Origin of the sequence: Acetivibrio saccincola, assembly GCF_002844395.1 — a bacterium.
In the GTDB taxonomy this organism is placed as follows: domain Bacteria; phylum Bacillota; class Clostridia; order Acetivibrionales; family Acetivibrionaceae; genus Herbivorax; species Herbivorax saccincola.
On sequence record NZ_CP025197.1, the window covers coordinates 591,371 to 616,709 of the forward strand.

The 25,339-nt window shown below is 37.6% G+C and carries 24 protein-coding genes, 3 tRNA genes and 1 pseudogene; 27 read left to right on the plus strand and 1 reads right to left on the minus strand.

Annotated elements, in window-relative coordinates:
* Nucleotides 1–26: 26 nt before the first annotated feature.
* The 21 genes and pseudogenes from HVS_RS02605 to HVS_RS02705 all read left to right on the plus strand — a co-directional run bounded on the left by HVS_RS02605 (nucleotide 27) and on the right by HVS_RS02705 (nucleotide 17,701).
* Nucleotides 27–512 carry a precorrin-2 dehydrogenase/sirohydrochlorin ferrochelatase family protein gene (locus HVS_RS02605; protein WP_101298947.1) on the plus strand — a complete coding sequence of 162 codons (486 nt, stop codon included), beginning with the start codon at nucleotides 27–29 and terminating at the stop codon, nucleotides 510–512.
* A complete protein-coding gene (gene hemC / locus HVS_RS02610; protein WP_101298949.1) occupies nucleotides 509–1,378 on the plus strand; it encodes a hydroxymethylbilane synthase in 870 nt (289 codons plus the stop codon). Before HVS_RS02605 ends, hemC begins: the two co-directional genes overlap by 4 nt.
* 1 nt (nucleotide 1,379) lies before the next feature.
* Nucleotides 1,380–2,933 carry a uroporphyrinogen-III C-methyltransferase gene (gene cobA, locus HVS_RS02615; RefSeq protein WP_101298951.1) on the plus strand — a complete coding sequence of 518 codons (1,554 nt, stop codon included), beginning with the start codon at nucleotides 1,380–1,382 and terminating at the stop codon, nucleotides 2,931–2,933.
* Nucleotides 2,875–3,876: a porphobilinogen synthase gene (hemB, locus tag HVS_RS02620; RefSeq protein WP_101298953.1), complete on the plus strand. Its 1,002-nt coding sequence runs from the start codon at nucleotides 2,875–2,877 to the stop codon at nucleotides 3,874–3,876. Before cobA ends, hemB begins: the two co-directional genes overlap by 59 nt.
* Nucleotides 3,877–5,169 carry a glutamate-1-semialdehyde 2,1-aminomutase gene (gene hemL, locus HVS_RS02625; protein ID WP_101298955.1) on the plus strand — a complete coding sequence of 431 codons (1,293 nt, stop codon included), beginning with the start codon at nucleotides 3,877–3,879 and terminating at the stop codon, nucleotides 5,167–5,169.
* 266 nt (nucleotides 5,170–5,435) lie between these two features.
* A complete protein-coding gene (locus HVS_RS02630; RefSeq protein ID WP_101298957.1) occupies nucleotides 5,436–7,367 on the plus strand; it encodes an NAD(+) synthase in 1,932 nt (643 codons plus the stop codon).
* A 62-nt stretch (nucleotides 7,368–7,429) separates the two neighbouring features.
* Nucleotides 7,430–7,684 (plus strand): DUF1266 domain-containing protein, encoded by a 255-nt coding sequence (locus HVS_RS02635; RefSeq protein WP_242971648.1) that lies wholly within the window; start codon nucleotides 7,430–7,432, stop codon nucleotides 7,682–7,684.
* A gap of 210 nt (nucleotides 7,685–7,894) precedes the next feature.
* Entirely contained in the window at nucleotides 7,895–8,734 is an 840-nt protein-coding gene (locus tag HVS_RS02640; protein ID WP_101298961.1) for an ABC transporter ATP-binding protein, read from the plus strand.
* Entirely contained in the window at nucleotides 8,679–9,341 is a 663-nt protein-coding gene (locus HVS_RS02645; protein WP_159063355.1) for an ABC transporter permease, read from the plus strand. The genes HVS_RS02640 and HVS_RS02645 overlap by 56 nt, the downstream gene beginning before the upstream one ends.
* Complete coding sequence (locus HVS_RS02650) at nucleotides 9,290–10,099, plus strand: HesA/MoeB/ThiF family protein (RefSeq protein WP_101298966.1); 810 nt, start codon at nucleotides 9,290–9,292, stop codon at nucleotides 10,097–10,099. Before HVS_RS02645 ends, HVS_RS02650 begins: the two co-directional genes overlap by 52 nt.
* Before the next feature lie 50 nt (nucleotides 10,100–10,149).
* Complete coding sequence (locus tag HVS_RS02655) at nucleotides 10,150–10,563, plus strand: M67 family metallopeptidase (protein WP_101304041.1); 414 nt, start codon at nucleotides 10,150–10,152, stop codon at nucleotides 10,561–10,563.
* A complete protein-coding gene (locus tag HVS_RS02660) occupies nucleotides 10,563–11,429 on the plus strand; it encodes a 4Fe-4S binding protein (protein WP_101298968.1) in 867 nt (288 codons plus the stop codon). Before HVS_RS02655 ends, HVS_RS02660 begins: the two co-directional genes overlap by 1 nt.
* 170 nt (nucleotides 11,430–11,599) lie before the next feature.
* On the plus strand, nucleotides 11,600–11,791 hold the full coding sequence (locus tag HVS_RS16910; protein ID WP_235827745.1) for a sulfurtransferase TusA family protein: 192 nt from the start codon (nucleotides 11,600–11,602) through the stop codon (nucleotides 11,789–11,791).
* Entirely contained in the window at nucleotides 11,791–13,020 is a 1,230-nt protein-coding gene (locus tag HVS_RS02670; protein ID WP_101298973.1) for an O-acetylhomoserine aminocarboxypropyltransferase/cysteine synthase family protein, read from the plus strand. The genes HVS_RS16910 and HVS_RS02670 overlap by 1 nt, the downstream gene beginning before the upstream one ends.
* Nucleotides 13,021–13,037: 17 nt before the next feature.
* The gene (locus HVS_RS02675) at nucleotides 13,038–14,726 is read left to right on the plus strand and encodes an adenylyl-sulfate reductase subunit alpha (RefSeq protein WP_101298976.1); all 1,689 of its coding nucleotides are present in this window, start codon (nucleotides 13,038–13,040) and stop codon (nucleotides 14,724–14,726) included.
* Nucleotides 14,710–15,024, plus strand: a complete 315-nt coding sequence (locus tag HVS_RS02680) for a 4Fe-4S dicluster domain-containing protein (protein ID WP_101298978.1) — start codon at nucleotides 14,710–14,712, stop codon at nucleotides 15,022–15,024. The genes HVS_RS02675 and HVS_RS02680 overlap by 17 nt, the downstream gene beginning before the upstream one ends.
* 27 nt (nucleotides 15,025–15,051) lie before the next feature.
* Entirely contained in the window at nucleotides 15,052–15,852 is an 801-nt protein-coding gene (gene cysD, locus HVS_RS02685; RefSeq protein WP_101298981.1) for a sulfate adenylyltransferase subunit CysD, read from the plus strand.
* A 190-nt stretch (nucleotides 15,853–16,042) separates the two neighbouring features.
* Nucleotides 16,043–17,314 (plus strand): annotated as a pseudogene (locus HVS_RS02690) (sulfate adenylyltransferase subunit 1); the annotation flags it as partial.
* A gap of 150 nt (nucleotides 17,315–17,464) precedes the next feature.
* A tRNA-His gene (locus HVS_RS02695) sits at nucleotides 17,465–17,541 on the plus strand.
* Nucleotides 17,542–17,547: 6 nt separating this feature from the next.
* Nucleotides 17,548–17,622: transfer RNA gene (locus tag HVS_RS02700), tRNA-Gln, on the plus strand.
* Between the two features lie 3 nt (nucleotides 17,623–17,625).
* Nucleotides 17,626–17,701: transfer RNA gene (locus tag HVS_RS02705), tRNA-Lys, on the plus strand.
* A gap of 155 nt (nucleotides 17,702–17,856) precedes the next feature.
* Here the strand turns inward: HVS_RS02705 and HVS_RS02710 are convergent.
* Nucleotides 17,857–19,458, minus strand: a complete 1,602-nt coding sequence (locus tag HVS_RS02710; protein WP_101298985.1) for a peptide chain release factor 3 — start codon at nucleotides 19,456–19,458, stop codon at nucleotides 17,857–17,859.
* Between the two features lie 285 nt (nucleotides 19,459–19,743).
* Here HVS_RS02710 and HVS_RS02715 point away from each other — a divergent pair, with 285 nt between their 5' ends.
* From HVS_RS02715 to HVS_RS02740, 6 genes are all read left to right on the plus strand, one after another.
* A complete protein-coding gene (locus tag HVS_RS02715) occupies nucleotides 19,744–21,417 on the plus strand; it encodes a nucleoside kinase (RefSeq protein WP_101298986.1) in 1,674 nt (557 codons plus the stop codon).
* 177 nt (nucleotides 21,418–21,594) lie between these two features.
* Entirely contained in the window at nucleotides 21,595–21,948 is a 354-nt protein-coding gene (locus tag HVS_RS02720; RefSeq protein WP_101298988.1) for a DRTGG domain-containing protein, read from the plus strand.
* Between the two features lie 11 nt (nucleotides 21,949–21,959).
* The gene (locus HVS_RS02725; RefSeq protein ID WP_169926551.1) at nucleotides 21,960–22,379 is read left to right on the plus strand and encodes an ATP-binding protein; all 420 of its coding nucleotides are present in this window, start codon (nucleotides 21,960–21,962) and stop codon (nucleotides 22,377–22,379) included.
* A gap of 30 nt (nucleotides 22,380–22,409) precedes the next feature.
* The gene (locus HVS_RS02730; protein ID WP_101298992.1) at nucleotides 22,410–23,690 is read left to right on the plus strand and encodes a [Fe-Fe] hydrogenase large subunit C-terminal domain-containing protein; all 1,281 of its coding nucleotides are present in this window, start codon (nucleotides 22,410–22,412) and stop codon (nucleotides 23,688–23,690) included.
* A 41-nt stretch (nucleotides 23,691–23,731) separates the two neighbouring features.
* Nucleotides 23,732–24,061 (plus strand): DRTGG domain-containing protein, encoded by a 330-nt coding sequence (locus HVS_RS02735; protein ID WP_101298994.1) that lies wholly within the window; start codon nucleotides 23,732–23,734, stop codon nucleotides 24,059–24,061.
* A complete protein-coding gene (locus HVS_RS02740; RefSeq protein ID WP_101298996.1) occupies nucleotides 24,058–24,765 on the plus strand; it encodes a PHP domain-containing protein in 708 nt (235 codons plus the stop codon). Before HVS_RS02735 ends, HVS_RS02740 begins: the two co-directional genes overlap by 4 nt.
* The last annotated feature ends 574 nt before the right edge of the window (nucleotides 24,766–25,339 follow it).

The window sequence follows — 25,339 nt, forward strand, 5'->3', positions numbered from 1 at the left end:
TACCGGGTTAAACAGGATGTGATAATTTGAAAAATAAAAGGGAGTATTCTCATTTCCCCCTTTTTGTAAATTTAAAAGACAAAAAAATCATAGTGGTAGGCGGGGGAAAGGTTGCCTTAAGGCGTATTAAAGTAATTATAAAATTTGGCGCAAAAGTAACGGTGATAGCTCCGGAAGTAAAAAAAGAATTAGAATTAATATATCATGAGGGTAAAATAAATATAATTAAAAGAGAATACAAAAAAGGGGATATCAAAGGGGCATATATGGTTATTGCCGCAACAGACAAAAAGAGCGTAAATGAAGCTGTAGCAAAGGAAGCAAGAGAATTAAAAATTCTTGTAAATACAGCGGATAACAAAGAAAACAGTGACTTTTTCTTTCCGGCTATATTTTCTGATGAAGATATAATAGGAGGAATGATCTCAAATAATGGAAATAATCACAGCATGGTAAAAGAAAAGGCTGCAAAAATAAGGGACTTTTTTAAAAAGGGGCGTATTACGGAATGAGAATAATAAGAGTGGGAAGCAGGGACAGCAAACTTGCAATTATCCAGGCAAAGATTGTTATGGATGCGATAGAAAGTTTTGATAAAAACATAAAAACCCGTCTTGTAACTATGAAAACCACAGGGGATAAAATATTGGACAAAACCCTTGATAAAGTGGGAGGCAAAGGACTTTTTGTAAAGGAATTGGATGAAGCCCTTTTAAATAACCTGGTGGATATAACGGTGCACAGTTATAAGGACGTGCCCATGGAGGTAAACCCGGATTTGCCGATAGTGGCGGTGTCTAAAAGGGAAGACGAGCGGGATGTTCTTATACTTCCAAAAGCCAAAAGGGATGAGGCAAAGCCTGTAGGATGTTCAAGTAAAAGAAGAACCATTCAATTATCCCAATTAGGATATACAAATATAGCCCCAATCCGGGGAAATGTCATTACAAGGCTGAAAAAACTTGATGACGGGGAATTCAGCGCCCTTGTTTTGGCTGCAGCAGGTATAAAAAGACTTGGTCTTACACATAGAATCAATAAGTATTTTTCACCGGAAGAGATTATGCCGGCGGCGTGTCAGGGGGTTATTGCAGTTCAGGCCAGGAAAGGTGAAAATGTTGACTTTTTAAAAGGATTTCACTGTGAAGAGGCGGAAAAGACATCTCTGGGGGAGAGAGCTTTTGTAGCTGCATTAGATGGGGGCTGTTCTTCTCCTGTAGCCGCATATGCACGCATTGAAAAGGGAAAATTTGTTTTAAGCGGTTTATATGTCAATGAGGAAAAAGGAATTGTGAGAAAGGGCAGTATGTCAGGGGAAATAAAAGATGCAGAAAAAATAGGAATAGCATTGGCACAAAAGCTTAAAGGAGAGAAGTAAAGTGGCAAAAGGATTTGTGGCATTGGTGGGGGCAGGTCCCGGGGAAGTCGGGCTATTGACTCTTAGGGGAAAAGAATATATTGAAAAAGCAGATGTGGTTGTGTATGACAGGCTTGTATCGCCGGAGATACTGGATTTAATACCAAAAGGAACAAAAAAAATTGATGTGGGAAAACATTCCGGTAATCATAAAGTGCCTCAGGAAGAGATAAATAATATATTGCTAAAGGAAGCAAAGGAAGGCAACATGGTGGTAAGGCTAAAGGGGGGAGACCCTTTTTTGTTTGGAAGGGGTGGAGAAGAGCTGGAACTTCTCTTTGAAAACAATATACCTTTTGAGGTGGTGCCGGGGATAACCTCTGCCATATCCGTTCCTTCTTATGCGGGAATTCCTGTTACCCACAGGGATTTTTGCAGCAGCGTTCATATAATTACCGGACATCAAAAGAAAAATGAAGAACTAAAGATAAATTACAAAGCCCTTTGTGAAGCGGGAGGCACTTTGGTGTTTTTAATGGGGGTGGCTTCTTTAAAAGAAATTATGGATGGGCTCATTAAAGCTGGTATGGACAAGGATACACCGGCAGCCATTATAGAAAACGGAACCTGCCCAAATCAGCGTATGGTTGCAGGAACCATTGAAAACCTTTATGAAAGGGCAACGGTGGAAGAGATAAAATCCCCTTCGGTAATTGTGGTGGGAGAGGTGTGTAAGCTTGCTGATAAATATAATTGGTTTAATAAAAGACCTCTCTTTGGGAAAAAAATCATTGTGACAAGACCTAAAGAATCGGGAAATGAGCTTAGTACAAAGCTTAAAGAACTTGGATGCAAAGTTTATGATTATCCTTGTATAGAAATACAGGAAATGACGGATAATCAAATTTTAAAAAATGAAATTAACTGCATATCCAGCTATAGCTGGATGGTATTTACAAGTAAAAACGGTGTTGATGCATTTTTTAAATATCTTCTTAAGGAAAATATGGATTTTAGGGTGCTAAAAGATATTAAAATTGCCGCAGTGGGTCTTAAGACGGCACAGTCTTTAAAAGAACGCGGTATAACAGCGGATTTTGTACCGGATGTTTTTGATGGTGAAAATTTGGCTAAAGGGCTTTTAGAAAGGACAAAGAAATGGGAAAAAGTTTTACTTGTAAGGGCTTTAAGGGGTACGGAAGAAATCCCTAATATACTTAGTGAGGGGGGTATTGTGTTTAAAGATATCCCAATTTACAATACATTATTTAAAAATGAAAATGCACAGCATATGCAGGAATTAATTGAACAGAATGAAATTGATTTAGTGACTTTTACCAGTGGCTCCACAGTTGAAGCATTTGTAAAGTCCATGCCAAAGGTGGATTTGTCCAGGGTAACAGGCATTTGTATAGGTGAAAAAACCGCCTTAAAGGCTAAAGAATATGGTATCAGGCATTTTGTTTCTGATGAAGCAACAGTTGCAAGTATGATTAGTAAGATTTTGGAGGTATGCAATGAAAAAAGCAGGAATATGTGGAAGAGAGATAAGGCCAAGAAGGCTGAGGGAAAATAAAAACATAAGAGACCTTACAAGGGAAACAAGAATTTCCCCAAAATCTTTGGTACTGCCAATATTCATAAAAGAAGGCAGCAATATCAAAGAAGAGATTAAATCTTTAGAAGGACATTTCTATTACAGCCCGGACACTGTAGCCTATGCAATTGAAGAGGCATTAAGCTTTGGGGTAAGCGCTGTTCTTATATTTGGAATTCCAAAAACAAAGGATGAGAAAGGCAGCGGTGCATATGCAGAAGACGGGGTTGTACAGAAGGCGGTTAAAGAAATAAAATCACGTTTTCCTGAAATGATGGTCATTACAGATGTATGCCTGTGTGAATATACCGATAACGGGCACTGTGGTCTGGTAAGGGGAGACAGAATTTTAAACGACGAGACACTGCCATATTTGGCGAAAACTGCACTATCCCATGTTATAGCCGGTGCAGATATGGTGGCTCCCTCCGATATGATGGATTTAAGGGTAGGTGAAATCCGGAGGGCTTTGGACGAAAACGGATTCAGCCACATACCCATAATGTCCTATGCAGTTAAATATGCTTCATCTTACTACGGTCCTTTCAGGGATGTTGTGGATTCAGCCCCCGTCTTTGGGGACAGGCAAAGTTATCAGATGGATTATCATAATGTAAGGGAGGCGGTAAAGGAGGCACTTCTTGATGTAAAAGAGGGAGCGGATATACTTATGGTAAAGCCTGCAATGTCCTACCTTGATATTATTAAAGAGGTTAAAAATAATACAAACCTTCCTGTAGCAGCCTATAGTGTAAGCGGTGAGTATGCAATGATAAAGGCAGCGGCAAAAGCCGGGTTTATAAATGAGTACCCTGTAATGTGTGAAAGTGCCGTGGGAGTTTACCGTGCAGGTGCAGATATATTGATAACATATTATGCAAAGGAACTTTCTGAGGCAATAAGGAAGGGGGATATTGGGTAGATGAATTCAAATTCTTTATATGAAAGAGCCAAAAAGGTAATGCCCGGTGGAGTCAACAGCCCTGTAAGGGCTTTTGGGGCAGTTGGGGGAAATCCTTTATTTATAAGCAAGGGGGAAGGTTCAAAAATATCCGATGTTGACGGTAATGAATATATAGACTATGTATGTTCCTGGGGACCGGTTATTTTAGGTCACAACCATCCTGAAATTGCAAAAAGCATCGAAAGTGCAATTTATAACGGCCTAAGCTTTGGAGCGCCTACAGAAATTGAAGTTTTAGCGGCAGAGTTAATTACAAGTTCAGTACCTAATGTAGACATGGTGAGGATGGTAAACAGCGGGACGGAAGCTGTAATGAGTGCTGTAAGGCTGGCAAGGGGATATACCGGGAAAGACAAAATAATAAAGTTTGAAGGCTGCTACCACGGCCACGGGGACAGTATGCTGGTAAAGGCGGGCTCCGGTGCTTTAACCCTGTCAGCTCCCGACAGCCGGGGTGTCACTCATGGGACAGCCAAAGATACTTTAGTTGCCGTGTATAATGATATAGAAAGTGTGGAGAGGTTATTTTGTGAAAATAAAGATGAAATAGCAGGGGTAATTATAGAACCTGTTGCAGCTAATATGGGAGTTATACCCCCTGAAGAAAATTTTTTGACCGGGCTTAGGAAGCTTTGCGACAAAAACAACGCCCTATTAATATTTGATGAAGTAATTACAGGATTCAGGCTTTGCTTTGGAGGAGCCCAGGAATTTTACGGTGTAGATGCGGATATAGTTACTTTCGGGAAAGTAATAGGGGCAGGTATGCCGGTTGGTGCCTATGGAGGCAGGAGGGAAATAATGGAGTGTGTATCCCCTTTAGGAGGTGTTTATCAGGCAGGTACCCTTTCAGGAAACCCCATAGCCATGACAGCAGGCTATACACAGCTTAAAATTCTAAGTGAAAACAAAGAAATATACAATAAAATTAATAATTTGGCATTAAAATTAGAAGAGGGTTTTAAAAGAGCAGCCGGGGAACTTGAGCTTCCAATGTGGGTTAACAGGGTAGGTTCCTTGGTAAGTGTATTTTTTACAAAGGAATGTGTGGAGAACTATAAAAAGGCTAAAACCAGCGATACCGGGCTTTATTCAAAGTACTTCAACTATATGCTGAAAGAGGGGATTTATCTGGCACCTTCCCAGTTTGAAGCCATGTTTATAAGCTATTCCCATACAGAAGAGGATATTTGCAAAACATTAGATGCCGCAAGGAAGGTATTGGGCAATTTAAAAGAGTTGGGTTATTAAAAAAAGCGGGGATGTTTAAAAGAGTTGAGTTATTAAAAAGAGTTGGACTGTTTAAAAGAAACCGGGTTACTTAACAGAAGAAAAAGGGCAAGAAAAAGACCACTACAAGAAAAAGACCACTAAATAAAGAAGATAAAAGTCTTAGAATGGATATTTAAAAATAAATATGGTAAACTAAATTAAGGAAATAAACTGATTATAAAATCGACGATAAAAGCTTACAATAAATAATTTAAGGTTATTTTTAAAAATAAGGGTGATTTTATATGAAATACGGATTTGTAAGAGTGGGGGCGGCAGTTCCGAAGCTTAAAGTTGCAGACTGCCGCTATAATTCCCGTGAAATTATAAAAATGATAAAAAAGGGAGAAGAAGAAAAAATTAAGATTTTGTTATTCCCGGAGCTTTCCATAACATCATATACCTGCGGGGATTTATTTTATCAAAATGCACTTATAAAGGATGCTTTTTTGTGTTTAAATAAAATACTGGATGAAACCAAGGAACTGGACATAATATCCATACTTGGGATTCCTGTATTAAAGGATAACCAGTTATTTAACTGTGCAGTTGTTATACAAAAGGGAAAGATACTGGGGGTTGTGCCAAAAACCTATATACCAAATTACAGTGAATTTTATGAATGGCGCTATTTTTCTTCCTCTAAAAACTCCATATGGGATACCGTTGATATTTTAGGACAGGAAGTTCCTTTTGGTGCTGATTTGTTATTTGAAGAAGAAAAAAATAAAGAGCTTTGTTTTGGAATTGAAATATGTGAAGATTTGTGGTCGGTAGTCCCACCAAGCTGTTTTCAGGCTATGCACGGGGCAACCGTATTGTTTAATCTTTCTGCCAGCAATGAAATAATAGGAAAGTATGAGTACAGAAGGGAACTGGTAAAACAGCAGTCAGCAAGGTGCATAGCAGCCTATGTTTACAGTTCTTCCGGAGTGGGTGAATCAACAACGGATTTGGTTTTTGGAGGGCACTGTATTATATCCGAGTACGGAACAATCCTTTCCCAGTCAGAAAGATTTGTTGAAGACCAGATGATATACTCTGAAATAGACCTTTTAAAGCTTGTTAACTACAGGACCAGAAATACCAGCTATATGGAGTATGGCTATTTAAAAGATATGAAATTCAGAAAAATACAATTTAAATTAAACAATATTGAAGCAGATGATATTACAAGAGACATAGAGCCTCATCCTTTTGTTCCCTGTGATTTAGGTGCAAGGGCTAAAAGATGCAGTGATGTTTTTAAAATTCAAATAGCTGCCTTAGCAAAGAGAATGAAGCATACAAAAAGGGACAAGGCGGTTATCGGCATATCCGGAGGTCTCGACTCAACTCTGGCTTTTTTGGTAACGGCAAAAACTTTTGACCATCTTAAAATACCCAGAAAAAATATTATTGCAGTTACAATGCCGGGGTTTGGGACCACTGAAGAAACGTACCAAAACTCTTTAGAGCTTATTAAATCCCTTGATGCAACTTTAAAGGACATAGATATAAAACCTGCCTGCCTGCAGCATTTTAAAGATATCGGGCATGATGTAAATACCCATGATATAACGTATGAAAATGTCCAGTCCCGTGAACGCACACAAATTCTCATGGATATTGCAAACAAAGAGGGCGGCCTTGTTATTGGAACGGGAGATATGTCAGAGCTGGCTTTAGGGTGGTGTACCTATAACGGGGATCATATGTCCATGTACTCTGTAAACTGCGGTGTGCCAAAGACCCTTGTTGCATTTTTATTAAGATGGGCGGCGGATAATGTTTTGGATGAAAGGGTAAAGGATGTATTATTGAGGATACTTAATACCCCTATATCCCCTGAACTCCTCCCCCCTGACGACAAGGGAAAAATAAAGCAAAAGACGGAGGAAGTTATAGGACCTTATGAACTCCACGACTTTTTCCTCTACCACATGATAAGGTACGGTGCCGCGCCGTCAAAAATATTGTTTCTGGCAAAGAAGGCATTTTCCGATAAGTACAGGGAAGATGAAATAAAAAAATGGCTCCTGTTTTTCTTAAAGAGATTCTTTACTCATCAGTTTAAAAGATCCAGCATGCCTGACGGGCCAAAGGTGGGTACAGTAAGCTTATCACCTAGAGGGGACTGGCGGATGCCAAGTGATGCACAAGTTAATTCCTGGATTGATGAACTAAATAATGAGTAAAACCATACTTTTTTCTTCCCAGAGCCGGAATATATGCTTTTGATCTGAGTAATTATACAAGTTTGTGCAGGCTGGGGGGATTTTTAGGCTATATTGATGAAAATAAAGTTCATAAGTATTTGGAGAAATCTGCCTTGCTGGCTCAAAAATATTATTCCGGTTTTTGTGAATTTGCTATTTCCAGCACAGTAGGTATATTATTTTACGTAGATGTTATTGAAAAAAACTATTATGATATGTTGTTAATGCGGCTTAAAAAATTACTTACATATCCGGAAAGTTATTTTAAAAACCTTGATTGGAATCAGAAATTCTAATGTATATTTTTTTATAACATAATACAATTAAAAAATAAAAAAACTATTGACAATTATTTCTGTGCGTATTAAAATAATAATATCCAATAAAACATATAAGTTTACTAGGAATTAAAAACAAACCCTGTTATAGTGCTTAAGAACTATGACAGGGCTAAAAAACAAATCAAAACCTAGTAAACCGATATGAATAATAAATGAGGTGAAGGCATGGAGCTGGTGGTAAAGGATATAAGCAAAATTTATAGTTCAAAAAACAAAACAAATACTTCTCTTAACAAAATAAATCTTTGTATCAAAAAAGGTGAGTTTATTTGCATTGTAGGTCCTTCTGGCTGTGGCAAGTCCACTCTTTTAAACATAATTGCAGGTCTTGAAAAGGCAACAACGGGGCAGGTAATTATAAACGGCACTAAAGTTACAAATCCAGGTTCTGACAGGGCAATGGTTTTTCAAGACGGGGCGCTTTTTCCCTGGCTCAGGGTTATTGATAATGTGGAATTCGGTATGAAAATGGCGGGAGTACCAAAAAAAGCAAGAAGAGAAAGGGCTTTAGAGTATCTTAAACTGGTGCATCTTACAGAATTTCAAAATTCATATGTACATGAACTGTCAGGGGGCATGAGGCAGAGGGTTGCAATAGCGAGAGCTCTTTCACTGGATTCAGAAATACTTTTGATGGATGAACCTTTTTCAGCTTTAGACAGCCAGACAAGAAGCATCCTGCAGCTTGAACTGCAGCAAATATGGTGGAAAACCAAAAAAACAATCATATTTGTAACCCATATGGTGGAGGAAGCTGTATTGTTAGGGGACAGGGTAATTGTTTTGACTTCATCTCCCGGAAAAATAAAAAAAGAATATGCTATACAGCTTTCAAGACCAAGGCTCCCTGAAAACCCGGATATCAACTACTATGCCAGGAAAATAAAAAATCAGCTTAAAAATGAGGTGGGAAAAGTTGCAAAGAGCGAATTTGACAGTGATTGGTACATTGAAAAAGGTACTGTTTTATCTGGTGCTGGTGATACTTTGGGAATTGGCTTATAGAGGAGGAACTGTTTATTTTAGCTTTTGGAATGTTAATTATTTTCCATCTCCTTTAGAAGTTATAAAAAGGCTGGTTGTTTTATTTACATCAACTAAGCTTTGGAGTTATATAGCAGACAGTCTCAACACAGTGTTTATAGGATATGCTATATCAATTGTTTTGGGGATTTTAACCGGATTTATAATAACTCATTTTAAATTCCTCAATGAAAATTTAATCGGGCTTTTGTTGGGGCTTCAAACTCTTCCTAATGTATGCTGGCTTCCTTTTGCAATACTGTGGTTTGGAGAAAACCAAAAGGCTGTTATATTTGTAATTGCCATTGGCTCTATTTTTGCAATATCATTAGGAACCATATCAGGCATCAATAATATAAACCCTGTTTATATAAAATCTGCAAAAAGCCTGGGAGCTAAAGGGGTAAAGGCTTATATCAATGTAATTATCCCGGCAAGTCTTCCGGGTATCATATCAGGGCTGAAGCAGGGGTGGCTTTTTGCCTGGAGAGCGCTAATGTCAGGAGAAATGCTCCTAGCCACAAGAGGAAGCGGTGTATGGGTTTTACAAATGAGCAGCTTGAAAGGTATTCAAGGCATATTATCCTGAAAGAAGTTGGAATAAGGGGTCAGAAAAAACTTCTCCAATCAAAAGTACTTATAATCGGAACAGGAGGTTTGGGAGCACCTGCGGCTATGTTTCTTGCAGCAGCAGGGGTGGGAACTATAGGCTTGGTGGATTTTGATGTAGTTGAGCTGTCAAACCTTCAAAGGCAGATAATACATTTAACAAAAGATGTGGGAAAACACAAGGTGGAATCAGCAAAAGAGACAATAGCTGAAATGAACCCGGATGTAAATACAGTTGTCTATAGGGAATGGGTAAATTCATCCAATATAACTGACATTATAAAAGATAAAGATTATGATTTTATAATAGACGGGACAGATAACTTTCCTGCAAAGTTTTTAATAAATGATGCTTGTGTATTATTAAACAAACCCTTTTCACACGCAGGGATAATAAGATTTCAAGGGCAGACAATGACATATGTCCCAGGGAAAGGTCCATGCTACAGATGTATTTTTAGAAACCCCCCTCCTCCGGATGCAGTTCCTACATGTAAGCAGGCAGGAGTCATTGGGGTTATGGGAGGAGTAATAGGAACGATACAGGCAACAGAGGCAATAAAGTACATTTTAGGTACCGGTGACTTACTAAATGGATACTTACTGACTTATGACGCCCTTAATATGGAGTTTAGAAAAATAAAGCTTTCACACAACGGTAACTGTGAAATATGCGGCGAAAATCCTGTAATTACTGAACTGATTGACTATCAACAGGTACAGTGCCGGACAAATTAAAAAAGCAAAAAAGCAAATTTGTTGTCCTGGACAAAGTAAGGGGGGATAAAGTGATTGTATTGAGCAAAAAGCATTTTAAAACAATTTTAGACCATTCACTATCAGAACTTCCAAATGAAGCCTGTGGACTTGTGGCGGGCACCATAGAAGGGGATAAAAAAATTATACAAAAGGTGTATCTTTTAACCAACATTGATAAAAGTCCTGAGCATTTTTCAATGGATCCAAAGGAACAGTTTGATGCAGTGAGGGATATGAGAAAAAATAATTTTGTGCTGATTGGAAATTTTCACAGTCATCCTCAAACACCTCCAAGACCATCTGAAGAAGATAAAAGACTTGCATACGACAAAAGCATGAGTTATATGATTTTATCTTTAACGGACAGAAGAAGACCTCTTTTAAAAAGTTTTCAAATTATAGACGGGAAGGTAATTGAGGAAGAAATAGAGGAGGTGGAATGATGACCGGAACTGATTACAAAGAGCTTAAAAAAGGCGGCTTTATGAAGACGGTTCAAAAGGATAGGTTTTCACTTAGGATTAGGGTTGCAGGTGGGTATCTTGAGGCAGAAAAACTAAAAAAAGTATATGAAATAGCCCAAAAGTACGGAAAAGGATATGTGCACATGACAGCAAGACAGAGTATTGAAATACCCTTTATAAAACTTGAAGATGTGGAAGAAGTGAAAAAAGAACTCTCCCTGGTAGGGCTGCAGCCAGGTGCCTGTGGACCGAGGGTAAGGACGGTAACCGCATGTCAGGGATGTAAAATTTGCCCAAGTGGTCTTATAGATTCAGAGGGTATAGCAAAAGAGCTTGACATCAGGTACTATGCAAGGGAACTTCCACACAAATTTAAATTTGGAATTACCGGATGCAGAAACAACTGCCTTAAAGCAGAGGAAAATGACATGGGTATTAAAGGGGGATTAAAACCCCGCTGGGTGTGGGAAAAGTGCATATACTGCGGGCTGTGTCAGGCAGTATGTCCTGTGGGGGCAATTGAAGTTGATAAAGAAAAAAGAGCCCTTAAGTTTGACGAAAAAAGCTGTGTGTACTGCGGAAGATGCGTCAAGGGGTGCCCCACCGATGCATGGGAAGGAGAAGCAGGATTTATACTGTACTTCGGAGGTTTATTTGGAAACAGCATTCAAATAGGAAGACAGCTTTTGCCTATGATTTTTTCCATGGAAGATTTGCACAAAGTAATTAAAGCAACTTTTGAATTTTATGAAGAGCATGGCAGAAAAAACGAAAGATTTGGCCACACATTAAACAGAGTGGGATGGGAGGTTTTAGAGGAAAAACTGAAGGGGGTTTTAAAATGAGTGAGGTTAAAAGTGAGATAAAAAACGGGGTAAAAGAAGAAGTTAAAAACAGGATTATAGATGGAGTTAAAAACGAGGTTAAAGATGAGGTTAGAAGCGGAATTAAAGGTGAAGTAAAGAGGGAGGCTGAATGGGATGCCTTTGTAGATATAACTGATGTAGTGTGCCCTATGACTTTTGTAAAGACAAAGGCGGCTATGGAAGAAATTGAAGCGGGGCGTATACTGAAAATTAAAATGAATGAAGGGGAGCCGGTTGAAAATATACCAAGGAGCTTAAAGGAAGAAGGTCACATGGTTATTGGAGTTGAGAGAAATAATGACGGTACGTTTACAATACTGGTAAAGAAAGGTGACTTATAATGAGGTTTAACACGGCACTTTTACACGGCAATTTCAAATGTGATGAAAAAACCGGAGCAACCCAGGTCCCAATATACCAATCTACTTCATTTGAGCAAAAGAGCCCGGAGAAGCTAGAAAATATTTTCAAAGGAAGTGAAATAGGGTTTATATATTCAAGAATAAACAACCCTACAGTGGAATCCTTTGAAAAAAGAATTGCTTTTTTAGAGGGAGGGGTTGGGGCGGTTGCCTGTTCGTCGGGAATGGCGGCTATTACTTTGGCGGTTTTAAATATATTAAAAAGCGGTGATGAAATAGTATCAGGCAGCGGCATATTTGGCGGCACCCACTCTCTGTTTAAAAACCTATCTGACTATGGGATAGTGACAAGGTATGCAGAGGACAGTGAGGTAGAAAGTTTTGAAAAGGCCGTTAACCAAAATACCAGGCTGATTTTTGTTGAGACCATAGGAAATCCCAGGCTTGATGTACCCAATATAAAGGAATTGGCAAAACTTGCCCACAGTAAGGGAATACCCCTTATAGTTGACAACACCGCAGCCACTCCCTACTTAATAAGACCTTTAAAACTTGGTGCAGATATTGTTGTGCACTCCACATCAAAATACATAAGCGGAAGCGGCAACACCATCGGAGGTGTAATTGTTGACGGAGGAAATTTTAAATGGGATTTTAAAAAGTATGACACTTTAAAGGAATATGAGAAGTTTGGGGTTTTCACATACCTTGCAAAACTTAGGAAAGGATTGTTTAAAGACATTGGCGCATGCCTCTCCCCCTTTAATGCTTACCTAAGCAGCATAGGTCTTGAAACCCTTGGTATCAGGATGGAGAGAATTTGTGAAAATGCAAAGGAGCTTTCCCTGTACCTTGAAAAAAACCCAAAAGTGCTAAAAGTTAATTATCCCGGTTTAAAAAGCAGCAAGTACTTTAAAAGGGCAAATGAACAGTTTGACGGGAAATTTGGAGGAATACTTACAATAAGGGTTGGGACTAAGGATGCCGCATTTAAAATTATAAATTCTTTGAAATTCCCTTCAAACCTTGCAAATATAGGCGATGTAAGAACCCTTGTAATTCACCCTGCATCAACAATTTATGCGACAAATACCTGTGAAGAGAGGCAAATGATGGGTGTATATGATGATTTATTGAGAATCAGTGTAGGTATTGAGGATATAGAAGATATAAAAGAAGATTTTGACCAGGCTTTAAAAAGCCTTTAAAAAAGGTGGTGAGATGTTTGAAATTACAAACCAAGAAGCTAAAGACGGATATATTGATTATCGGCGGGGGAACAGCCGGATGCTTTGCGGCAATTACCATCGGGGAAAACTCTGACTTAAAAGTGATAATTGCAGAAAAGGCAAATATAAAAAGAAGCGGGTGTTTAGCGGCAGGGGTAAATGCCTTAAATGCCTATATAGTAAAGGGGCAGACTCCTGAAAGCTATTTAGAATATGTAAAAAAAGATTCGGAAGATTTGATACGGGAAGACCTTGTTTATTCAATTTCCAAAAGGCTTAACAGTGTAACACAAAAGATAGAGAATTTAGGTCTTGTTATACAAAAGGATGAAAAAGGGGAGTACGTTTCAAGGGGCAATAGAAACATAAAAATAAACGGGGAAAATATAAAACCCATTTTAGCTGAGGCTGTAGAAAAGAACAAAAATATAAAAGTTTTAAACTATGTAAACATAATAGATTATATAAAAAAGGACGAGAAAATTATAGGAGCGTACGGATTTTCAAACAGAGAAAAAGTATTTTATGTAATTTTAGCAAAGGCGGTTATATGTGCCACAGGCGGGGCAGCAGGTCTTTACAGGCCAAACAATCCGGGATTTTCAAGGCATAAAATGTGGTACTGTCCATTTAACACTGGGGCAGGATATGCAATGGGAATAAGGGCAGGGGCGGAAATGACAACCTTTGAAATGAGATTTATTGCCCTGAGGTGTAAGGATACCATAGCCCCCACGGGTACAATTGCCCAGGGGGTAGGGGCGCCTCAGGTAAACGGTTACGGGGAGGAATACCAGGAAAAATACGGTTCAAATAAAACTTCAATGAGACTTTTTTCAACAGTTGAGGAAAACAAAGAGGGGAGGGGACCATGTTTTTTAAAGACCTCGGGGATTTCTAAAAAAGAAGAGGAGGAACTTTTGAAGGCGTATCTTAACATGGCTCCTGCCCAGACTTTAAAATGGATTGAAACAAACAGTCTCCCTTCTTTTAGTGATGTTGAAATTGAAGGCACCGAGCCCTATATAACGGGAGGACATACAGGAAGCGGGTACTGGGTGGATACAAAGAGAGCCACCAACCTTAAAGGACTGTATGCAGCAGGGGATGTGGCAGGGGGAGCACCTCAGAAGTACGTGACAGGATGTTTTGCGGAAGCTGAAATAGCTGCCCTTTCCGCATTGGAATACATAAAGGATAAAAAAGAAGAAGAAATAGACGACGGCGAAGTGGAAAAGAAGCAAAAACAGGTGGAAAGTTTTTTAGGAGATAAGTCAGGTATTTATGGCATAGAAGAAATTGAAGAGGCTATGCAAAAGGTGATGGATCAGTATGCCGGCGGCATCTGTGACGGGTATTCCTATAACCTTAAAAAACTTCAAATTGCAAAACTAAAAATAGATGAACTTTTAGAACTTTCAAAGGGTTTAAAGGCAAAAGACATGCACGAACTTATGCTTATTTTTGAAGTGATAGACAGATTGTTTGTTTGTAAAGTACTTATAAGGCATTTAGAAGAGAGAAAAGAAACAAGATGGCGTGCTTTTCAGGAGAATAAAGACTACCCTGAAAAAGATGATGAAAATTTCTTAAAATTTATAAATTCCAGGTATGAAAACGGGGAGATAAAGGTGGTATTCAGGAATTTGGTAAAAAGGGATGATATTTATGAGCATTATGATTGAAAGTGAAAAGTGTACTGCATGCGGTCGGTGCCGGGAGGTATGCCCGGGAAACCTTCTTTACCCTGACAGCCTGGGGAAAACCGTAATAAGGTACCCTAAAGACTGCTGGGGCTGCACCTCATGTTTAAAGGAATGTTCCTTTAATGCAATTAGGTATTTTTTGGGGGCTGATATTGGAGGAAGAGGCAGCACCCTTCATGTGAAAAAAGAAGGCAACTTAATGCACTGGATTATTAAAAATCCAAGAGGGGAAGAAAAAATCATAATCATTGATAAAAGCAAAGCAAATGCATATTAGAATGCATATAAAAAGGAGGTTGTATTTATGGATCATCTGGATCGTTTGGAAGCCCAAAGTATTTATATATTGAGGGAAGCATATAAAAAGTTTGGAAAGCTGGCTATGCTGTGGTCTATCGGAAAAGATTCCACTGTGATGTTCTGGCTTGTGAAAAAGGCGTTTTTCGGCCACTGTCCCTTTCCCTTCATACACATAGACACTTCTTATAAAATACCCGAGATGATTGAATACAGGGACAGGATAGCAAAGGATTATAATATAGAGCTTATAGTACACAAAAATGAAAAGGCATTAAGTGAAGGAATGGGACCGGACAAAGGGAGGCTTGTATGCTGTAAAGCACTTAAAACAGATCCTCTTTTAGAGGTGGTATCAAAATATAAATTTGAAGGTTTGATTTTAGGGATAAGAAGGGATGAAGAAGGATCCCGCTCAAAAGAGAGGATTTTTAGTGAGAGAAACAAGGACTCTGAGTGGGATTATACAAACCAGCCCCCTGAATTGTGGGATCAGTTTAAAACAGACTTTCCAAAGGGAAACCACATAAGAATACACCCTATTCTTCACTGGAATGAAATTGATATTTGGAGCTATATTGAAAGGGAGAAAATTCCCTTAGTTGACTTGTACTTTTCCAGAAACGGAAAAAGGTACAGAAGCCTTGGATGTGCCCCATGTACAGGACAGATAGATTCAAATGCTTCAACAGTTGAGGAAATTATACAGGAATTAAAAAACACAAAAATAAGCGAAAGAGCCGGAAGGGCACAGGATCAGGAAGATGCCTATGCTATGCAGAAGCTGAGAAAAGCCGGATATATGTAGAAAGGATATGAAATGATGATATGTAATGAAGGTATGTAATGAGGATAAGCACTGATGGCATGTAGTGAAGGTATGTAATGAGAATATGCCATGATGGCATGTAATGAAGGTGTGCAGTGGGAATATAGAATGATGATTTATAAAGAGGATGCATATTGAGGATATATGGTAAAAAGGGAGAGGATGCAAAATGGATGCAAAAAAAGAGATATTAAAGATAGTTGTTGTAGGTCATGTTGACCATGGAAAATCCACAGTGATTGGAAGGCTTTTGTACGATACAAAAGCTCTTCCTGAAGGTACTGTAGAAAAGGTAAAAAGAATTTCAAAAGAAACAGGAAAGCCATTTGAGTATGCATACCTTTTAGATGCATTTGAAGAAGAACAGAGGCAGGGTATAACTATAGACATTACGCAAATTCAGTTTCACACCCAAAAAAGAAATTATGTTATAATTGATGCCCCGGGTCACAGGGAGTTTTTAAAAAACATGATTTCAGGGGCTGCAAATGCAGAAGCCGCACTGCTTATTATATGTGCCAATGAAGGAATACAGGAACAGTCAAAAAGACATGGATATATTCTTTCCCTTCTTGGGATACAAAAGATATATGTAATAGTGAATAAAATGGATCTTATTGACTATTCAGAAATTAAGTTTAATCAGATAAAAAAGGATATGGATAAATTTTTAAATAATCTAAATGTATTCCCACTAAAATATATACCTGTATCAGCATTTAACGGGGAAAACATTACAAAGCCTTCTGATAAAATGAAGTGGTATAAGGGAAAACCCCTTTTAGATGCATTAGACCTTTTTGAAAAAGATAATGCCCTTGAAGATAAACCTTTAAGATTTCCCATACAGGATGTGTACAAATTTGACAGCAGAAGGATAGTTGCAGGAAGAATTGAATCCGGAAAACTCAAAGTGGGGGATGAAATACTTATATCCCCGGAGGGCAAGTGCACCAAAATAAAGTCCATAGAAGGCTGGAATGTAAAAAAACCTTTAAAAGAGGCGGTGGCAGGTGAGTCTGTAGGCATTACTTTAGAAGATGAGTTTTTTAATAAAAGAGGGGAGATTATATCACACAGAGAAAATGCCCCTTCAGCTTCTGATTTCCTTAAAGTTAATGTATTCTGGCTGGGTAAAAACCCCCTTGTAAAAAACAAAAAGTACAAAATAAAACTGGTAACACAAGAGGTTGAAGGTGAAATACACTCAATTGATAAAGTAATTGACGCCACCACTTTAAAGGCAATAGAAAATGTAGGAGAGGTTAAAACAAATGATGTGGCAGAGGTTACATTAAAATTAAAGGAAAAGGTTGTATTTGATAGTTTTAGTTCAAATCCAAATACAGGGAGATTTGTAATAGTTGACGGGTATGATGTTTGCGGGGGTGGAATAATATCGAGGGCTAAAACAGAGGAAAAATATAATACAAGTACATTTAAATGGTTTGAATCCAAAAATTTATACATGCTAAAGAGCCTCATATTTAAACTTTTTACCGGAAAAATAAAAAATATTAAAAATAGTACTTGACAATTAATCATATCTGTCTTAAAATAGCGTTGTGCCTGTTTCACAGGAACGCTTTTGGTGGATATAGCTCAGCTGGTTAGAGCGCCAGATTGTGGCTCTGGAGGTCGTGGGTTCGAATCCCATTATTCACCCCATTTTGTTGGGATGTAGCCAAGCGGTAAGGCACCAGACTTTGACTCTGGCATTCCAAGGTTCGAATCCTTGCATCCCAGCCATTTGAGCCATTAGCTCAGTCGGTAGAGCACTTGACTTTTAATCAAGGTGTCGAAGGTTCGATTCCTTCATGGCTCACCAAAATAATTAAAGTAATGTTCTGTACGGACAAAACTAAAAGCAGAAGCCTCTTGATTGACGGGAATAAAGTTTCAATCAAGAGGCTTTTGCTTTTTCCTCTTATAATGCCTGTAAAAGCATATTTGATACTTTTATGTTAATTTGGTTTTCTTTGTTCAACTCTTTTTTGCAATATCATGTAGTTCCAGGGAATTGTTTTTTTCTTTAGCCCAACTGATAGACCATTCATTTTCAAATAAAAGAACATATCTTTCCTCTTCGTCCTGAACAATCATAGTTGAACTTGTAAGAGTAAGTTTTCTGGGATCTATTGTGCTATCCGCTATCCAGCGGGCAAATCTGTGAGGAAGTTTTTGAATTTTTAAATCCACACCATACTCATTTTTAAGCCTGTATTCCAAAACTTCAAATTGCAGTACACCTACAGCGCCGATAATAAATGCTTCAATACCTATATCAATTTGTTTAAATACCTGTATAGCCCCTTCTTCAGCCAGTTGGTTGATGCCTTTTAAAAACTGCTTTCTCTTCATGGTATCTGCAGGAATAACCCTTGCAAAGTGCTCAGCAGGGAAAACAGGTATTCCTTCAAATTCCAGTTTGGCATTTCCTTCACTTAAAGTATCACCTATTTGGAATATTCCAGGATCAAATACTCCTATTATGTCTCCCGGGTAAGCTTCTTCCACAATGGTGCGATCCTGGGCCATAAATTGCTGGGGTTGGGAAAGCTTCACTTCTTTTCCTTCTCTCACATGGTAAACTGACATACCTTTAGAAAAACGCCCTGAACAAATTCTTATAAAAGCAATTCTATCCCTGTGGGCAGGGTTCATATTTGCCTGAATTTTAAACACAAAGCCTGTAAACTTATCTGATTCCGGGATAACCGGACCTTCTGAAGAATCTTTAATACCCGGTTTGGGGGCCAGCTGTAAGAATTTTTCTAAAAAAGGCTGTACCCCGAAATTGGTCATGGCACTACCAAAGAATATAGGAGTGAGATTGCCGGAATCAAACTTTTTTTTGTCAAACTCATCCCCGGCTATATCAAGAAGCTCAATATCTTCACATAGTTTATTATAGTAGTGTTCCCCTAAAAGATCTAAAAATACTTTATCTTCAACACTTCCTTTAGTGGATGAAACAATATTTTGACCGTGTTTGCCCCCTTCAAACAACTCTATTTGAGCCAGTTCCCTGTTATAAACCCCTTTAAAATCTCCATCAGTTCCTATTGGCCAATTTATGGGATAGGAGCGTATTTTGAGAACTTGTTCAATTTCTTCCATTAGCTCAAAGGGGTCTTTACTTGCTCTGTCCATTTTATTTACAAAAGTAAATATAGGAATACCTCTCATTTTGCAGACATGAAATAGCTTTATCGTCTGTTCTTCCACACCTTTTGCACCGTCAATAAGCATAACTGCACTGTCTGCTGCCATAAGGGTTCTGTAAGTGTCTTCACTGAAATCCTGGTGGCCGGGGGTGTCAAGTATATTTATACAATACCCTCCGTATTCAAATTGCAGTACACTTGATGTAACAGAAATACCCCTTTGTTTTTCAATTTCCATCCAATCAGAAACTGCATATTTATTTGTCTTTCTGGACTTAACGGAGCCGGCAAGCCTTATAGCGCCCCCGTAAAGCAAAAGCTTTTCTGTCAATGTTGTTTTACCGGCGTCAGGGTGCGATATGATTGCAAATGTCTTCCGCCTGTCTACTTCTTTAGAAATTATATCTTTCAGGTTCATACTTTTACCTCGTATTACATGTTTTATTTTCAAACAGGTTTATTTTATATTATTGTTTAATATTCTGTCAAATGGTTTATTTAAATATTAATTGGAGAATTTATTTTTGTCATTAAGACAAAAAAAGAGGATTTTTGTTTATAGACATAGAATAGTATATAAGGGTAGATATCGGAAATTTGTCTGAAAAACTAAAGTCCTTTTTAAAAAGCAAAAGATTTAAAATAAGAAAAGTTAACGTTATAGGTTGGTAACACTAATATTATGTGGTAAGGGGATAATGCCATGAAAGAGAACAATTTAAATGTTATTAAAGTTATGTTTCCTGACAACAGCGAAAAGGAAGTTTTTGAAGGAATATCCCTTCTTGAACTTAGCAAGGACTATCAAGATAAATACAAATCGGTAATTGTTGCTGCAAAAGTAAATAATGACATCAAAGAGTTAAGCTATCATCTATACGAAAGCTGTAGGGTGGAATTTATTGATTTAACCCATGAAGATGGAATGAGGATATACAGGAGAAGCTTAAATTTTATATTAATAAAAGCTGTAAATGACCTTTTTCCTGAAAGAAAAGTTATCATATGCCACTCCATAAGTAAGGGGCTCTACTGTGAAATAGAAGGGGAAGCAGAACTTACCCCTGAAGAAGTGGAAATGATAGAAAAGAGAATGAGGGAAATTGTAGATCAAAAATTTCCTTTTGTAAAGAAAATAATGTCAATATCTGATGCCAAGGAATTATTTAAAAAGATAGGAAGAATGGACAGATATAATGCAGTGGAGCACAGAAACAAGCCGTATGTGACTGTATATGAATGTGACGGCTTTGAGGATTATTTTTACGGATACATGGTTCCTGATACCGGCTATTTAAAATATTTCAAGTTAAAGCACTACCACTCAGGACTTATTATGCTGTATCCTCAAAATACAGAACCAGAGGAAATACCCCCTTTTAAAGAACAAAAGAAACTCTTTAATATTTTCAAAGAGTATAAAAACTGGGTGAGAATACTTGGTGCTGCAAATGTGGGGTCATTAAATGACATTGTAAAAAAAGGTTCTATAAATGAAATAATACGTATTTCAGAGGCCCTGCATGAGAAAAAAATAGCACAAATTGCAGATATGATAGCTTTTAATGAAGATAAGAAAAAAGTGATACTCATTGCAGGACCCTCATCTTCAGGCAAGACCACTTTTGCTCAAAGACTATCTATACAGCTTAGGGTAAATGGGCTAAGACCTGTTACAATTTCCTTGGATGATTATTTTGTGGACAGGGAAAAAACCCCTAAAGATGAAAATGGTGAATATGATTTTGAGGCTTTAGAGGCCATTGATTTAAAACTATTCAATGAGCATCTGGCCATGTTGATAGAAGGAAAAGAAGTTGATGCCCCTATATTTAACTTTCCGAAGGGGTGTAGGGAAAGTTTTACAAGGAAGCTGAAAATTGACGATGACCAGCTCCTTATAATTGAAGGAATACACGGGTTAAATGACAGGCTTACAGCTTCTATACCAAGAAGCAAGAAATTTAAAATATATATAAGTGCTCTAACTTCAATGAATATTGATGACCACAACAGAATTCCCACTACAGACACCAGGTTTATAAGAAGAATAGTGAGAGACCACCAATTCAGAAGCTGTAGCGCTGTAAATACCATAAACAGATGGCCTTCTGTAAGAAGGGGAGAGGAGAAGAACATTTTCCCCTTCCAGGAAGAAAGTGATGTTATGTTTAATTCATCACTGATATTTGAGCTGGGTGTTTTAAAAGTGCTGGCAGAGCCATTGTTGATGGAGATTGATCAATCACAGCCGGAATATTCAGAAGCAAAAAGGCTTATTGAATTTTTAGGAAACTTTTTGCCGATAGATTCAAAAGAGATACCAACCAATTCAATAATAAGAGAGTTTATAGGTGGCAGTTGTTTTTACACATAAAAAATAAGTTTGTTTGTGAGAGTTGTTTGTGAAAATTTATTTGTACATCTCCTGCTTTTTATAACACATTGTTACATCCATAACAATGTGTTATAATTATATAACCCCATAAAAAATATAGCAGGACGAGACTAAATAAAATATTATAACTGCATAAATAAAAAAGGTGGTTAATACATGAAAGTAAGAGAAATAATAGATATTTTGGATGCTGAGATTTTAACCGGAGAAGAAAATCTGGATATGGAAATAAAATCAGCCTGTGGAGCAGATTTAATGAGTGATGTTATGGCTTATGTAAAGGAAAATGTTGTTTTGCTTACAGGTCTTGTAAATCCACAAGTTATCAGGACTGCAGAAATGATGGATATTAGTGTTGTTGTTTTCGTTAGGGGAAAAAGGCCTGAGAAAAATATAATCAGCCTGGCAGAAGAAGCGGGCATGACTATACTCACAACAAAACACCCTATGTTTATAGCATGTGGCAAGCTCTATAGTAAGGGATTGCAAGGAAGAGGTGTTTGGGATTGAGTGGGAGTGTAATGACTAGGGAATTTGTTATACCTGCTAATGATTTTGCAGCTGCCGGGGAAGCTTCCAGCAGTGTGAAAAGAATGCTGGTACAGCTGGGAGTTGATCCACTGATAGTTAAAAAAACAGCTATTTCCATGTATGAAGCAGAGATGAATGCAGTAATTCATGCAGATGGGGGAAAGGCTTTGCTTGAAATAGACAGTGAAAAAATCCTTATAAAGATACAGGATCAGGGACCGGGAATACCTGATTTGGATAAGGCAATGGAAGAAGGTTATTCAACAGCCCCTGATGAAATAAGAGAGCAGGGCTTTGGAGCAGGAATGGGACTACCTAATATGAAAAGGTATTCTGATAAACTTGATATAAAGACGGAAGTGGGCAAAGGCACAACAGTTGAGATTACAATATTCCTTAAACAGGCATAGGGGTTTTCCTGCTGTATGGAGGATGATATAATGATTAAATATTTTCACTCAGTTACTTTAGATGAAAATAAGTGCATGGGTTGTACAAATTGCATAAAAAGGTGCCCCACTGAGGCAATAAGAGTAAGGGAAGGCAAGGCCAGGATAATAAATGAAAGGTGCATTGACTGTGGGGAGTGTATAAGGGTTTGTCCATACCATGCCAAGAAGGCAATTACTGATTCCTTTGACGATTTAAACAAATTTAAATACAAAGTGGCAATACCTGCACCAACTTTATATGGACAGTTTAAATCCATCAAGTCCAGAAATCATCTTTTGACAGCGCTAAAAAAGTGTGGCTTTGATCATGTGTTTGAAGTTGCAAGAGCTGCTGAAATAATAACATTAGAAACTAAAAGACTTATTAAAGAATCAAACCATAAAAAACCTATGATTTCTTCTGCCTGTCCTGCTGTAGTAAGGCTTATACAAGTGAGATTCCCAAGTCTTATTGACAATATTTTAAAATTAGAATCACCTATGGAGCTTGCGGCAAAGATGGTAAAAGATGAAGTGTCAAAAAGTGAAGGCATTCCAATAGAAGACATAGGGGTTTTTTTTATAACTCCTTGTGCGGCTAAAGTGACAAGCATTAAAGCACCTTATGAAAAAGAAAAATCTTCTGTTGACGGGGCTTTGTCCATAGAAGATATGTATAAAAAAATATTAACCAATCTCAATGAGCTTGAAGAAGCTGAAGACCTAGAAAAGGCAGGTTTTGTAGGAATCAGGTGGGCAAATTCAGGCGGAGAAAGCATTGCTCTGGGCACAGATAATTTTCTTGCAGTTGATGGAATTCACAATGTAATTACCATTTTAGAGCAGTTAGAAGATGATAAATTAGAAGATGTGGACTTTGTTGAAACTTTGGCATGCCAAGGGGGATGCATTGGAGGACCTTTAACTGTCGAAAATCTTTATGTAGCAAAGACCAGATTAAAAAAAGTTATTGATGAAGCAAAAAGTAAAGGCTTTAATGCCAACTATGAAGAAAAATATGATTATGATTTGGTCTGGAAAGGGGATGTTGAGTACAGACCTGTTATGAAGCTGGATACAGACTTTGCTGTAGCTATGAGAAAGCTTGAAAAGCTTGAAAAAATTGAAAAAGGGCTTCCGGGTCTTGACTGTGGGGCATGCGGTGCACCTACTTGCAGGGCACTTGCTGAAGATATAGTAAGAGGCTATGCAAATGAGACTGACTGTATATTTAAACTAAGGGAAAAGATAAGGGATTTAAAAAACCGGATGATGGATTTGGGAGGTTAAAAAATTCAGTTTATGCCAGATGAAAGGAATGGTGCTTTAAAATGAAAGTTGAAGAATTTGCAAAACGCATGGGGATGAAATTGCTTACAGGTGAAGATACTCTTGACAAAGAAGTAGAAGGCATGTATATATGTGATTTACTAAGCTGGGTTATGTCTAAAGCAAAAAAAGGGAACGCATGGATTACAGTTCATACACATGTAAATGTAGTAGCGGTTGCGCTGCTGGCTGAAGTTTCATGTATTATTATCCCTGAAAATATTGAAGTTGAGCAAGCTACAATAGAAAGGGCTTCAAAAGAGGGTATTGCGATTTTAAGCAGTGAAAAAACATCATTTGAAATAGCATGTGAAGCAGGTAAGATTTTATGAGGGCGTATTATGATTTGCATATTCATTCGGCACTTTCACCCTGCGGGGAAAATGAAATGACCCCAAACAATATTGTAAACATGGCATGGCTAAAAGGCTTAAATATTATAGCCGTTACCGACCATAATTCTGCTGAAAACTGCCTTGCTGTAATGAATTGTGCAAAGGAAAAAGGAATTGTTGCAGTACCCGGCATGGAATTAGAAACCCGTGAAGAGGTTCATTTAATATGTCTTTTTAAACACATAGAGGACGTTTTAAAATTACAGGAAATAGTGTACAATTACCTTCCGGATATAAAAAACAGGGAAGATATTTTTGGCGAGCAAATTGTAATGGATGAAAATGATAATGTTGTAAAACATGTTGACAGGCTTTTACTGACCGCTGCAAACCTTAGTATAGAAGAAGCAATAAGCTGTGTTTCAAATCTTAAAGGTGTTGTAATACCCGCCCATATCGACAGGGATTCATACAGTATAGTATCTAATCTTGGTATGATACCGGATAATTTAGACTTTAAATTCCTGGAAATTTCAAAAAAGTGTAATAAGAATCAATATATTAATGGTGAAAAATATAAGGGTTATAAGTTTATCCAGTCATCTGACGCCCATAGCTTAGGGGATATTTTAGAACCTGTAAGTTTTATTGACCTAGAAGAAATAAGTACAGAGTGTCTGATTGAAACTTTGGGTGGATAGGAAAGTATATTAAACGTTGTGCAATTATACAAAAAAGCATTCAAAAAAGTAAGCTGTAGATTTTCATTTTAATTTAGGTAAATCTACCCTTATTTTATCACATTAAAATAGGTGAAAAAAATTTTTAACCCTACCGGATAGCGTCAATTTATTGTAGGAAAAAGAAAAGTAGATGGCATCCCATTTTTTATTTGTGCAACTATTTCAAATAACGGTCTCTTAGTAACGAAAGTGTTTTACATCATTTTGAGCCTTATTTTCTTTTATAATTCCTCTAACTTATTGTCTATTATACCATATAACTCTTTCTTTCTATAAAGAATTCATTTTACTCAATACTTGTGACAAATTAGTACGTTTTGTTATCTATGTTCCTTCACATTTTAACGCTACTTTTAAAAGAAAAAAGTATTTCTATTGTACCATTTTCCATTTTGTCAAGGCTAAAACAAGCGGGCAAAGCCCGGCCTTGACAAGTAGTAGGGCTCCGCGGGTCATGGTACTAAAGTTTTGCTTTTTTCTTTTCTTTTTCTTTTTTTATGTTTTTTCTTTTTCTTTGTCTTTTTTCCAGATA

Coding starts and splice junctions, on each gene's coding strand:
- HVS_RS02715 (WP_101298986.1), top strand. CDS start 19,744: ATGAAAGAGAACAATTTAAATGTTATTAAAGTTATGTTTCCTGACAAC.
- HVS_RS02640 (WP_101298961.1), top strand. CDS start 7,895: ATGGAGCTGGTGGTAAAGGATATAAGCAAAATTTATAGTTCAAAAAAC.
- HVS_RS02650 (WP_101298966.1), top strand. CDS start 9,290: ATGGGTTTTACAAATGAGCAGCTTGAAAGGTATTCAAGGCATATTATC.
- HVS_RS02710 (WP_101298985.1), bottom strand. CDS start 19,458: ATGAACCTGAAAGATATAATTTCTAAAGAAGTAGACAGGCGGAAGACA.
- HVS_RS02720 (WP_101298988.1), top strand. CDS start 21,595: ATGAAAGTAAGAGAAATAATAGATATTTTGGATGCTGAGATTTTAACC.
- hemC (WP_101298949.1), top strand. CDS start 509: ATGAGAATAATAAGAGTGGGAAGCAGGGACAGCAAACTTGCAATTATC.
- HVS_RS02660 (WP_101298968.1), top strand. CDS start 10,563: ATGACCGGAACTGATTACAAAGAGCTTAAAAAAGGCGGCTTTATGAAG.
- HVS_RS02630 (WP_101298957.1), top strand. CDS start 5,436: ATGAAATACGGATTTGTAAGAGTGGGGGCGGCAGTTCCGAAGCTTAAA.
- cysD (WP_101298981.1), top strand. CDS start 15,052: ATGGATCATCTGGATCGTTTGGAAGCCCAAAGTATTTATATATTGAGG.
- HVS_RS02735 (WP_101298994.1), top strand. CDS start 23,732: ATGAAAGTTGAAGAATTTGCAAAACGCATGGGGATGAAATTGCTTACA.
- HVS_RS02740 (WP_101298996.1), top strand. CDS start 24,058: ATGAGGGCGTATTATGATTTGCATATTCATTCGGCACTTTCACCCTGC.
- HVS_RS02670 (WP_101298973.1), top strand. CDS start 11,791: ATGAGGTTTAACACGGCACTTTTACACGGCAATTTCAAATGTGATGAA.
- hemL (WP_101298955.1), top strand. CDS start 3,877: ATGAATTCAAATTCTTTATATGAAAGAGCCAAAAAGGTAATGCCCGGT.
- HVS_RS16910 (WP_235827745.1), top strand. CDS start 11,600: ATGACTTTTGTAAAGACAAAGGCGGCTATGGAAGAAATTGAAGCGGGG.
- HVS_RS02725 (WP_169926551.1), top strand. CDS start 21,960: ATGACTAGGGAATTTGTTATACCTGCTAATGATTTTGCAGCTGCCGGG.
- HVS_RS02730 (WP_101298992.1), top strand. CDS start 22,410: ATGATTAAATATTTTCACTCAGTTACTTTAGATGAAAATAAGTGCATG.
- hemB (WP_101298953.1), top strand. CDS start 2,875: ATGAAAAAAGCAGGAATATGTGGAAGAGAGATAAGGCCAAGAAGGCTG.
- HVS_RS02680 (WP_101298978.1), top strand. CDS start 14,710: ATGAGCATTATGATTGAAAGTGAAAAGTGTACTGCATGCGGTCGGTGC.